The 12,735-nt window shown below is 41.2% G+C and carries 9 protein-coding genes; all 9 read right to left on the reverse strand.

Annotation, left to right across the window (positions count from 1 at the left end; genetic code table 11):
- Positions 1–82: 82 nt before the first annotated feature.
- On the reverse strand, positions 83–5,587 hold the full coding sequence (locus CZ490_RS14965) for an Ig-like domain-containing protein (RefSeq protein ID WP_159439963.1): 5,505 nt from the start codon (positions 5,585–5,587) through the stop codon (positions 83–85).
- Between the two features lie 5 nt (positions 5,588–5,592).
- A complete protein-coding gene (locus tag CZ490_RS14970; protein ID WP_077619640.1) occupies positions 5,593–6,186 on the reverse strand; it encodes a hypothetical protein in 594 nt (197 codons plus the stop codon).
- Between the two features lie 58 nt (positions 6,187–6,244).
- Positions 6,245–8,185, reverse strand: coding sequence for a serine/threonine-protein kinase (locus CZ490_RS14975; RefSeq protein WP_077619641.1), 1,941 nt, complete (start codon positions 8,183–8,185; stop codon positions 6,245–6,247).
- A 249-nt stretch (positions 8,186–8,434) separates the two neighbouring features.
- Positions 8,435–9,340 carry a PP2C family protein-serine/threonine phosphatase gene (locus CZ490_RS14980; protein ID WP_234987242.1) on the reverse strand — a complete coding sequence of 302 codons (906 nt, stop codon included), beginning with the start codon at positions 9,338–9,340 and terminating at the stop codon, positions 8,435–8,437.
- Positions 9,341–9,466: 126 nt separating this feature from the next.
- Positions 9,467–10,720 (reverse strand): DUF6382 domain-containing protein, encoded by a 1,254-nt coding sequence (locus CZ490_RS14985; RefSeq protein WP_077619643.1) that lies wholly within the window; start codon positions 10,718–10,720, stop codon positions 9,467–9,469.
- Between the two features lie 66 nt (positions 10,721–10,786).
- The gene (locus CZ490_RS14990) at positions 10,787–11,089 is read right to left on the reverse strand and encodes a pore-forming ESAT-6 family protein (RefSeq protein ID WP_077619644.1); all 303 of its coding nucleotides are present in this window, start codon (positions 11,087–11,089) and stop codon (positions 10,787–10,789) included.
- Positions 11,090–11,128: 39 nt separating this feature from the next.
- Positions 11,129–11,431, reverse strand: coding sequence for a WXG100 family type VII secretion target (locus CZ490_RS14995; RefSeq protein WP_077619645.1), 303 nt, complete (start codon positions 11,429–11,431; stop codon positions 11,129–11,131).
- 100 nt (positions 11,432–11,531) lie between these two features.
- Complete coding sequence (locus CZ490_RS15000) at positions 11,532–11,723, reverse strand: hypothetical protein (protein WP_077619646.1); 192 nt, start codon at positions 11,721–11,723, stop codon at positions 11,532–11,534.
- A gap of 124 nt (positions 11,724–11,847) precedes the next feature.
- Positions 11,848–12,561 (reverse strand): hypothetical protein, encoded by a 714-nt coding sequence (locus CZ490_RS15005; RefSeq protein WP_077619647.1) that lies wholly within the window; start codon positions 12,559–12,561, stop codon positions 11,848–11,850.
- Between the last annotated feature and the right edge of the window lie 174 nt (positions 12,562–12,735).

Consider the following 12,735-nt stretch of genomic DNA (forward strand, 5'->3'; position numbering starts at 1 on the left):
ACAATATAGATTTAACCAACTACTCATTAAAAACAGGCATTCGCTAAACCTGCGAATGCCTGCACATTATTACCTTTTTTGGTTACATATCCTTTGCGTCTCTTCTACGGATGATGCTACGACGGAGGGCAACTGCACCTGCTGCTGCAACACCGACAAGTCCAATCATTGAGCCCGCAAATAAAGGTTTATTTTCGTAGAACTTCACGAGAACGCTCTTCTCTACGATTTCAAACTCAACTACCTCGTTTATTTCGTTACCTGCTTCATCAAATGCAACTACCTCAACCTTGTATTGGTCGATATCAGAAAGTGAAACTGTCACTACTTTTAACCCGTTTACTTCTTTTACATCACCGTCGAACAATTCTCCATTGATCATGACAGACTTGAGTGTGTCACTTGGGTTATCAAGGCTAATAGAGAAGGTTACCGGGTCACGGTATGTTTCGTTTTTCTCGACTCCATCCACAATTACGTTTGGTGGAGTTTTGTCGATAATGAACTCAACACTTAGTTGCTGGATGTTTCCTGCTTGGTCCTTCACCTCGAAGAAGAGCACATGCTTTCCTTCATCTTCAATCGGATCACCTAAATTATATGGTTGACCATTTAACGTAAGTGAAATGATGTCATAGTTATTTAGATCCTCGATTAGTAGCTCAGGAATTAAGCTTTCATTAAAATACTGATCAGAAATAGCTTCCTTAAATCGGATGACCGGTGCTGTTTTATCAATCGTAAACACGATTGTTCGAGATGATACATTGTTTGCTAAATCATAAATTTCAGCTTTTAAAATGTAATCTCCCTCATCAGCAAGCTGCACTCCATTTTCAAATGGACGGCCGTTTAAAGTTACACTTGAACGACTTGAATCTAAGTGACGATCTGAGTATGTTACAGTCGGTGCTTGGTTATTGTTGAAGAAACCATCGATAACACCTGTGATACTTAAGTTCGGCTTCGTCGTATCAAGGGTAAAGCTAATGTTGATTGTTGACTCGTTTCCTGCTTTATCACGTGCTAACACACTATACTCATACTTCATTTCTAGTGATGCAGTCGGAATTCGACCCGTCACGTTTGAACCATTCATCGTTGCTGAAACGATTGTGTCTTCTGCTTGGTCTAGCGCGAATTCAGGTGTGAAGACTTCATTAATAAACTCTCCATCCTTGATTATACGGCTTTGACCTTTGAATTTTGGTGTGATAACCGGTGCAGTTTTATCGATTGTAAAAGCAATCTGTCTGCTGAATTGGTTACCCGCTTTGTCAATTGCCTCAACATTGATTGAGTAATCTCCTTCTTGGCTAAAGTTATGGCTGAGGCGTGCAGTCTGGTTCGCTACAGCGAATCCACCTGCATTATACCCTCTTCCATTACGTGTAACCGTAACGCGGTTCACATCTAAGTTTACATCGCGAATTTCAATATTAACTGGTTTATCCACATTGTAGTGTTGTGCATTCTCAACACCTGTGATTTCAATCGCTGGCTTCGTTGTATCAATCGTGAACGTCTTGTTTGCGGTAATCGGTCCGTTTCCAGCCTTATCTTCCGCACTAATCCCCACGGTATACAAGCCATCATCATTGAAATTGTAGCCTAAGCTTGAAAGCTTATTGTTGTTTTCCCACTTACCAATATTAAATACTTTGCCATCCTTTGTGACTGAAAGAACAACATAGTTCGTACCGAAGTTTAATTCATCAACAGAAACAGTTACTCTTTTTCCAGTTGGGTTGAACGACTGGTGATCAACACCATCAATTTTTACAACTGGATTGGTTTTGTCGATAATAAACGCAATTTCATCATGTGTTGTTTTGTTTCCTGATTTATCCGTTGCGTTAAAGTACAGAACATAGCTGCCTTCTTGAGCAAAGTTATGTGTTAAGCTTGCTTTTGTTCTAGATTGTTGAATAGCACCAACATCATATGCCTGACCATTTCTGGTCACGCGTAATGAAGTTTGGTCAATATTTGCATCAGTTACTTCAAATGAAACCTGCTTTGTCACATTGTAATTCGTCATATGCTCGACACCAGTGATTTTCACTGTTGGGTGCGTTTCGTCCACCGTGAATTTCACTTGTTTTGTTTCTGCAATATTCCCAGCAGCATCCTTTGAAGTGACCTTAATGACATAGTCACCATCTTCGTTAAATGGAATTGCAAGACTTGATGTCACACCTTGGTTATTCCATTTCCCAATTGAATACGGTCCACCATTTTTCGTTACTTCGATATTTACTTCATTGTTTGCAAAGTTCAGCTCATTAACCTTAACGGTAGCCGTTTGCTTTTTATCATAAAATGAACCGTCTTTTACATCTTCAATATCGATAACCGGTTTTACGTTATCCACTGTGAATTTGTGTTTTTTCTCAACCGATTTGTTACCTGCAAAGTCCTCGGAATGAACAATGACTTCATAGACACCATCTTCTGGGAAGCTTTGCTTGAACTGATAACCTCTATCTGTTTTTTTCCATTCCGCGTTCTCAACGGCTTTGCCGTTAACAAGCACTTCATGTTTACTATCGTCAAAGTGAGTGTCATTGATGTCTACAATTAACTCGTTATCACCTTGAACAAAGCCTTCATGTGGAATATCTCCACTAATATGAATTTCTGGCGGTGTACGGTCAATGGTAAAACCTAGATCCTTTTTGCTTTCAGCTCCAAAGTAGTCTTTCGCTTTTACCTGAACGGAATATACATTTTCATCCTCAAATGAAATAGTTAGCTTTTGAGTAAAGAACCAGATTACTTCCTGGATCCAGCTCTCTTCTAAAACCTCACCATTTACTGTGATTTCAGGCACAAATGGTGTGTAGTCGTCAACGGTAACCGTTAAGTTTACTTTGTTATCGTTAAAATACGTACCGTCTTCGATTGAATACTTAATCGCAGGTCCTGTCTTATCCACCGTAAACTTAATGTATTCTCTTGCTTCGTTTCCTGCTTTATCTGTTGAAACGACCTCTAGCTCGTAAACACCTTCTTCAGTAAACATGTGTTTCGTAGTTGCCATCTTGCCTTCAGTAACAAGTGGGTCGATTTCATAAGACTCACCGTTGTATTTCACGGTTGCAGTTGACTTACCCATGTTAAGGTCAGTAACTGTAATCGTTACGTCACGGTCATCGTTATATCTACCGTCTTCTCCGATGTTTGTTACAACGATCTCTGGAGCAATTTTATCAATTGTGAACGTAACTTGTTTTAATGCTGATGTATTTCCTGCTTCATCAGTAGACTTTAATGTTGCAACATAAACACCATCATCAGTGAAGGTATGAACTGCTTCAGCAATTCGGTTCTTATGTTTTTTGAATTTGATATCTTCTGTTGGATAGTCGTTGCCATCCTTTGTAATGGTAAGGTCAATCTGGTCTAGGTCAATATTCCAATCCTCAACCGTAAACTTGACCTCTTTATCATTCTTTGAATACTCATTATCACTTACGCCTGTGATATCAACCTCTGGATTAGAAGTATCAATGATGAACGTAGTTGTTGACTCGGCCTTGTTTCCAGCTTTGTCAAAGTAGGCTACGTGAATTTCATAGACACCTTCTTGTTTGAAGCTATGTGTTTGGTGAGCTTTGTCACCTTTATAAGTAGTTGTCTTGTCATCTTTTGTGACCGTTAAAATCGTACTACTGTCATCTTTGTTTGTGTCTTCTGCAACAACAGCCACATTCACTTGCTCGTTATATTTTTTGTTGTTTTCAACACCTTCAAATGAAACAGTTGGCTTTGTTTTATCAATTGTGAATGCCTTCGTGACTGTATCTGCAGCATTCCCTAATTGGTCAGTCGAGTTTAACTCGAGTGTATATTTGCCTTCTGCACTAAACGTATAGCTTGCTTCACCTTTTGTACCGTCTTGCTCAAACGGAATTTCTTCCGTAAAGTCGGTATCATTATGCTTTACAATAAGCGTCGTTTGCGTCAAGTCGACCGTTAAATCTTCTACGGTAAAATGAACAGTTTGATCATCCGGATAAAATTTCCCATTTTCAACTCCATCGATGGAAACGACTGGGTTCTGTGTATCAATTGTAAAATTGAGCGCCGGAGAGACCGTTTCATTTCCAGCTTTGTCATAAACACGTAGTTCAACATTGTATACACCGTCTGATAGTGTACGTTCTTCAAGAGCTGCTTTTCCTCTAATGGTTTCAACTTCACCATTTTTCGTTAGCTTTAATACCGATTTCTCTTCATCGAGGTACGTATCTGTTGCAGATACGACCATTTCCTTGGACTCAGTGTATTTACCGCCGTTTGCTACTTCAGTGATTTCTAATGCTGGTGGTGTGTTGTCGACGATGATGTTTTCAATAGGGCCAAGTTTAACTTCCTTGGTTCTCCAATAATCCGTCACCACTGCACTTATTTCATAGGTTCCCTCTTCTGCAAGGGTATGGGTTGCCTTCTTTACAAAGAGTCCGTTTTCAATCAATTTAACAGTCTGTGGCTCGCCACCGTCTTTTTTATACGTGAGCTGTGCTGTTTTAATGGAAAGTGGATGCTTGATTTCAATCGTTACACCATCTTTATAATGGTCATTTTCTGTTTTATCTTTGATAGACATTTCAGCTTCCCAACTAACGTTTGCAAACGAAATGGACTTGGTTTCACCCACATTTCCTGCTTTGTCAGTAGCCGTTACTGTTACTTCATATTCTCCAACTTGATCAAATGATAGTGATGCCTCATTGTTCTCATTCCACTGTACAGAATCGATTCCTAACTTTGATCCATCTTTCATAACTAGGATATCAACACCGTCTTGTAAAAAATGCTCCTCATTCACTTTGATTCCAAGATTAATTGGTTTGTCATAGTACTTTCCATCTTCTGGACCAGAAAGTTCCACAACTGGTGCATTCACATCTTTAGTTACATAGAATTCCGTATTCTTCGTTGGTGGTTCACTTACCCATGTATCACTTTTAAAATCAATATCGAATGTGATTTTACCGTCTTTGTTTAGGTCTGTAACAGATACCTTATAAAGACCCTTGAACACACCATCTACTGTGATTGGCGTTATTGTAGCTGTACCTGGACCCTCTTTAACTTTAACTTCAAAAGGATTTTCGCCTTCAGGGATTTCACCTTCTCCAGGAGGCGTTACTGGGTTCTCTATAGGTTCAGTTTCCACCGAGGGTTCTGTTGTCCCGGTTTCTTCTGTTCCTTCTGATTCTTCTTGTCCTGCAGTATCTTCTGTTTCTTGCGTTCCTTCAGTTTGTTCCGTTGTTGCAGTAGTCTTGGTTTCTTCCGGTTGCTCTGGCTCTTTTGGTGGCACTATTTTATCTAGATAATTTTGATAGTCTATTGATAAATCAACCTGAAACTCAAAATTAGTAGCATTTATGTACCATTCTTTTGAAAAGTCCTGACCAATTTCCCATTGGTTTTCCGGACCTTCTCCAATTTTCACAAACTGTTTCGACTCAACCTGCGAGGATACATTCAGGCTGAACAAAACAACCGAGAGCACCAAAACAAACGCAATCGGCAACCAAAAGACCGATTTGTTTTTTCGGTAACTTCTTGAAATCATTCCTATCACTTTACTACGCTCCTTTGTTCGATCACTTTATTTGTATGGACAATCATGACATCGACTTCGATTTGAAAATCGGAATCTTCCTCAGCTTCATTGAGAATAGCGGCTGTTTCACCGTCGCCCTCTAGAAGAATCGATGTTTCGTCATCATCAACTAGCAATGTAGTCTCATCGTCATCCTGTAGCAGAGCCGTTTCCTCCGCTAACAGTGAGGTTTCTTCGAGAAGTGAGGTTTCCTCCAATAAGGAAGTCTCCTCCAACGAATTCTGTTCCACTAGCAAAGCCGTCGGTGCCATGTTCGTTTCATCTAGCATGGAGGTCTCTTCTTTAAACTCCTGGCTCATGAGGGCTGTATCTTCTACAGATGTCGCAACCGGATCCTCTTTCTTCCGGAGCTTGATTTCGCTCGTTGTTCGTTTTGTTTCCGCCGTTTCATGAGACATGCGGCCATTCTCTTTCTTTCTCCTGAAGCTTTTTCCCGTAATGTCTTCAAGTACCTGCGAGATTTGTAGCTTCATATAAACGATAATGGAGATAACAAGCGTAATGACCGCACCCGCTAATCCCCCATAAAACATAATCTGGTATTCCAATCGAGAGCCCCCCTTCTATGTAGGACACTGGGACAGTGTACCTGTCCCTTCGTCCCACCTATCTAATATTTAAGTTCCCCATGCGTCGTGATAGTTTTTTATAGGATTCGTTGTCACTTGCACCTTCGAGCTTACCGCCCTGGTCAAAGACTTCTTTTGCCTTGCTGTAGTTGCGTTGGTCCTCCTGTTTGCCTTGTTCAATATCTAGCAAGAGATTACCCAGTCTCACATAGGCATTCAGGCTGTTCGGGAACTCTTTAATAATCCTTTCAAATTGCTCAACCGCTTGAGAATGCTCACCCATCTCATGATAAATGACACCAACATTGACCATAACCTCTTCCTGGTTCGGCACATTCAAATCAAGAAGCTTGTTGTAGTGATCAATTGCCTGTTCAAAATCATCACGAGCCGCAACCTGATCCTCTGAATTAACACCTCTACTGTAAAAGGCTTGAGCGAGTTTTTGCTCGAATTCAATCTCGTATTTTAGCTGTAGCTGCTCATCAGGGGACAACCCGAGAACCTCTTGTGCTTTCTGTACGACATTGATTGCTTTTGTATTAGCATCCGCAATCTGCCCTTTATACGAGATGTAAATATTCGCTAGTGAATTATAGTTATCTACCTTTTTAGGGTTGTTCGGCAGGTTATCATTGAACGCCTCAAAATCTAATAGATTCGTAGAGAACTGTTCATAATCAATGTTCATTCCGCCCAATGTTGCCGCAAGGGTAATATAGTAGCCCGCGTCTGGTATTTCTTTTTCATCAACCTGTTTAAAATACTTCAGTGCCACAGGGTAATCTCGTTTCCGGTCAAAATACGTCATCCCCAGTTTGAATAGGACTTCATTGTTCTTGTGGACGTTCCCGTACTTATCTTTCACATAGGCCTCAATTCTCGACAGCCCCGTGTCCACTTCATTTCGATTAATATACACATCGAGTAGATTGATATAAGCCGATGCGCGTCCATTATCCACATCGATAGCTTTTTCCAGAAGCTTGATTGCTTCTGTATCATTGCCCTCAATTAGCGAAATACTAGATTCATTAACGAGCCCCATATAATCCTGGAACTGCTCATTTTTCATCCCTTGGTAACCGAACACTGAAGTTGTTGTAAAACCTAGACAAAGAACGGCAGGAATTAAAAACAAGTACAATCGCTTCATCATTTTCTTCCGGTATCCTGCAGTGAGCTTGTTGATATTTTGCAAATCGTAAAGCAGCTCTTCACTCGTTTGGTACCGATTTTCTGGTTCAGCCTGGGTACATTTTAAAATGATGTGCTCGAGTCCCTCCGGTAAGGTTGGGTCCCATTGCCTGATTGGCCTTACCTCATACGGTGGGTCAGCTAAACTTTTTCCTGTAATTAGCTGATATAACGTCAAGCCCAAGCTATAAATGTCCGTTCGGGCATCCGTACGCTTACCAGAAAGTTGCTCGGGTGCAGCATAAGTCTTCGTTCCGAGATTCGTTGTATCTGTTAGACTCTCATCCTTAAATTCACGCGCAATCCCGAAATCAATCAGCTTGATCTTACCTTCAGGCGTCAGCATGATATTATCCGGCTTCATGTCACGGTAAATAATTGGATGCGGCTTTCTCGTATGTAAATAATCGAGCACCTCAGCAAGCTGCTTTGCCCAGTTAATCACAAGCTTTGCTGAGATCACCTTTTCCCGCTTCAGCTTTTGCTTAAGTGATTCACCCTCGACATAGTCCATTACCACATAGATGTCGCCTTCCGATTCAATGATGTCGTAAATTTTCGGAAGTGCACCATGATCGAGTTTTTTGAGCATATTCGCTTCGACAACAAGGCTATTAATGAGAAGCTCATTATTGCTGTTGCCCCGCTTTCGGATATCCTTGACGACAAGGGACTTGTTGAGCCGGTTGTCCATCGCCAAATAGACAATACTCATCCCACCGCGGCCGATTTCCTTCAATATTTCATATCTATCATCTATAAAACTTCCGATTTTAATCAAAATTGATTCCTCCAAAATTGAAAAGCGCAAGGCGCCCGAAAGTGGAACATCGACTAACCTCTGCCACGTCCTGTGGCAAACGTCGATGTCAGCACGTCCTGTGCAAGTACAAGCACTAGATAAGCGCTGACAGAAGGTGCATTATACCTTCCGAAGCGATTAGCTTAGACTAGAGAGCCGATGGCGCCTGGAGCTAGACACCGAAATCCTTATTAGAAATCTATCTTATACGCCCCGAAGTTCCGCCCTTCACACTACATGCGCGAGAACGATTGAGATATTATCGACCTCTTTTCGTTCCTTCACTGCATCGACGAGTTTAATCGCCTTGTATTTCAATTGCTTTTCGTTCAAAAATTGGTTCGGACGAAGTTCCTCAAACAGCTCATCCTCCGTGATTTTATGGTAAAATCCATCGGTGCAGAGCAAGAACAAGGTACCAGGCTCAGTCTCACCGGTGTGGATGACAACATCAATATCCCTCGTTGCACCAACACATTGTAGGAGCACATTGCGACGTGGGTCTTTCAACGCTTGCTCCGGCGTAATATTACCGCGTGCCACCTCACGTGCCACCAATGTCTGATCCTCTGTCAATCTCGTTACCTGCTCCCGGATTTGATACGCACGGCTGTCACCAATATGAACAATGTAATAACGCGAATGAATGAAGAGTAGCGCCGTTACCGTTGTACCAATTTGAGATTCCGTTTCATCACCGTACTCAAGGATTTTTTCATTTTGTTGTGTTACACACGTTTCCAATGCTGTACGGATTGCATCGTCCTGTTGTTCTGAATGAAGCAGATCTGGTAGGTCTTCCTCAAACCACTCGGATAGCCCTCGGACGACCGTTGCACTCGCCAGTTCACCCTGGTCGAGCCCACCCATTCCGTCGCAGACTACAAACAGCCCGACATACCCATTAGGCGTTTTTGCCGTTTTAACAAGCACAGCATCCTGATTCGTTTTCTTCTTAATCCCGACATCCGTATGGTATGCATGAATAAATGCCATATTTTTCACCTCTGGTAGAAATGCGTTAGGCGCCTGCTCATCGGCGACAAGTATAAGACGAGACCAGACAGAAGGTGTATTTACCTTCCGAATGGATTGGCTTAGACCAAAGAGCCGATGGCGCCTGAAGCTGGACAAATAGAAAAGCGCAAGCGCCTTGGTCAGCCCCGACAAGCATAAGACGAGACCTGACAGAAGGTGTATTTTACCTTCCGAAGGGATTGGCTTATGACCTCGAGGGGCTAGGCGCTGAAGCTGGACAAATTAGAAAAGACGGAAGACAAATTCCTCATTCGCTAGCTTGATTTTGTCCTCATGTTTGATTTTCACCTTATTTTTGGGGACGAGTTTGATGCCATTTACATAGCTACCGTTTCGGGATTCTTGATCGACGATAAAATACTCCCCGTTTTCAGTAATCAACTCAGCATGTACGCGCCCAACTACTTTGTTTTTAGATGTGTAATCGGTTTGCTGTGGATCACGGCCAATTTTGAATACTTGCTTTGTCACCATAATTTTTTCTTTAGAAGTTGTAAGCAAGAATGGCTGATTCTGGAATCGTGTACCCACACCAAGGGCAGTTGTTCCTTCTTCCTCTTCCGGTTCCCTGTAGGCAGTTAGGACTGTTGTGCCCTCTTCTTCTTCTGGCTCATCCGTGTCAAATGAAATAGGACTTCCCACGTTTGGTTTGATGTTAATCGAAGTGCCTCCTGGTAGGAGAGGATTTCCATCACCAAGCTCAGTACGAGTGATTCGCTTATACTGAACCTCTTCTTCGATTTCAAGTTTTTGGTTCGTCTTTTTATCTACCTTTTTACTGCTGTATTCTGAAGTAATGATCCCGTTTTCCTCAGATGCCTTGACCTCAGTACCAGGGCTATAGTAGTTCGGTGTTTGTGGTTCCTCATCTTGGATAGGTACCTTCGCAAAGTCTTGAGGCGAAGCCGGCTTGTTCCACAACAACTCATGCAGCTTTTTTTGAAGCGCATATAAATTGATTTCCTCTGATGTTGCGAAATAATTATGTAGTCTTACAAAAAACGCCAGGTCATCATTTTCATCGTAGGAATGGGAGTGTAAGAAACGTGTGAAAAATTCCCGGATTGATACCTTTTCAAAAATATTATTTTTTATGGGCATATACAGTAGAATTAATCTGTTTGAAAAATTATCAATGAAGATGTAGTTCTCATCAAAAACAAAGTTGTTCACATTTAACCCAAAGCGTTCCGACTCAATCAATGTTTCAACGATATTTGTAAAAAAATGATGGAGTTGTTCTTTAGTGAGTTGGCTTGATGTCTGCTGGGCTAGGGTTACTTCGGAAACAAGATCATAGCGAAAGTATGCCTCATCTTCCTTGTTAATTACGACACACGGTAAAAGCCCTGGAACCTTGCTGTTTTTTAGCTTATCAGCCTCTGTAAAATCAACCCGAAGCTCAGGTGGAACCTTATAAAAAATGAATTTCGAAACACCATAGTTCTCAATATGTAAATCAACATGTTTTATCATTTTCTTGCACTCCCATACGTATTGAAGATGAGGACAACCGGCGAGGCCAATTGCCCTCCTCATGGATTATTTAAATGCGCTAGCGTTGTTGTTGATTGCAGTTTCTGCAGCGTTGTAGTTAGTAACTGTGTTATCTAGGAATTTCGCATAGCTATCAATAACTTGACGATACTCCTCAAAACGTGGAGCCAAAGCATTGAAGTTACCGCGAATTGTATTAGAAGCATCAGAGTTCCATGTAGCAGCTAAGCCATTCATTTCCTTCTTGATGTCTTCTAGTGCAGTCGAAAGCTGTTGGTTAAGGTTACGGATTTGCCCGGCGGTTTTACTAACCTCACCAAGGGAAATCTTGATTCCATCAACTGACATAGTGACACCTCCTTTTTAGTAGTTTGGTAGGTAAAGAGATTAGTTAGTTAAGCGACGTGCTTGGTTCACTACCTCGTTTTGTGTTTCACGGTATGTCTTTGAGCTCAATTTTAAGAACTCAGAGTATTGTCTCATCAAGTTCGTCATTTTTTGGAAGTCATCCATGAAGCCCTTGATTTGATTTACATATGCCATATTATCAGTACCTTGCCAAGCTGCTCCCATACCTTCAACCTCTGTGTAAAGAGCCTTGTAAAGTCTCTCGTAATCAGCAGATTGTTGGTCAATACGAGTAGCTGCAGTTTCTAATTTCGCTGGATCAACTGTAATTGAACGTGCCATTTGTTTTCACCTCCTTTAAATGAAATATGTATCAGTTAACTCGGCTCCGGCCGAGAGAACTTATAAATGTAATAGTGTGCTAGCCTACTAGCTTTAAAAGTTAAATTCTTCTCAGGTCATAGCTAACTCTTCGATATTTATCAGCTGCATTCTGCAGACTAGATGCACTTTTCGTAGAGCCAATTCCCTTGAACTCTCGATTGAGGCCATTTGAGATCTCATCGAGTTCCTTCGAGATGGCATTTATTTCAAAGATGATGCTATTGATTTTGTGTCGAACATGAGGCTTCATTTGGTTACCTCCTTGTGATCTGTTATTAAAGCTGTTTTCGTAATCTTTGTTGTTTAATTCCGTTGATTTACTCTTCAGGCGGACTCCCTTGCCTTGCCCACAAGCTTTTTAAGAGACATCCCAATCACTCCTCAAAGGATTCGTAATTCTCAATAACGTTTTCGGGACTGCTTAAAATCATGTTTGGTTCTACATTAGAACTCGGGTTCTCTGGGTCCAAGCGAAAATCAACATTCACTTCTCCATAAACCTTCGCATCTAAATTTGACCACGGTAAATTACTGATATAAGCAGTATTGATATAGTCCGTGATGTCTTCTGCCTCATCCACAAATCCTATTGAGAGAACATATTGTCGAGTATCCAAACCTTTCAACAAATTAAACAAATTATAAATCCCTTGGCTATACTGATTCACGTCGGGAATCCCAGAGGTTTGAATACCAGCAATGATACTAACACTAGCGTTTTTACTTGTTTTAAGTATTTCTTCTACAGATTTTTTCTGCTGGCTCTCGTCATTCCCTGTGTTACGTAAAATGACTTTGAATGGTGTCCCCGGTGGTAATTCACTAGTAATTTGATCTTCTAACTTCTGTTGAAGTTCGTTTGCCCACTTAGCTGGTAAATAAAGATCAATATACTCTTCCCCATCCTCTTGAACTGTAAAAACTACCTCAGGTTTTCCTTTAGGGTGAACAGTTATAAGGCCACCGCCATATAAATCTTCAAAAAGCTTACTTCCCTCTTTTGACCACATAACCTCAAATTCGGTATCATACTTCTCTTCCAAATACTCAATGGCTTTTTCTTCCTTACTCGCGCTACTTGCACTCATACACCCTGTTCCTCCTATTAGGAGAAGGAATAGAAGAAGGAATAAAACTCCCCTCTGTTGTAACCTCATTTGGCACCTTCCTTATGTAAAAATGACGATTATCTTTTATAAAGTGTGTCTATTGCCGCGTTATGTTGTACGTTGGGCTCAGAGTGTTGCTCCTTCTTTCAATAC

It is taken from the genome of Litchfieldia sinesaloumensis (assembly GCF_900156865.1).
Classification (GTDB): Bacteria; Bacillota; Bacilli; order Bacillales; family Bacillaceae_L; genus Ferdinandcohnia; species Ferdinandcohnia sinesaloumensis.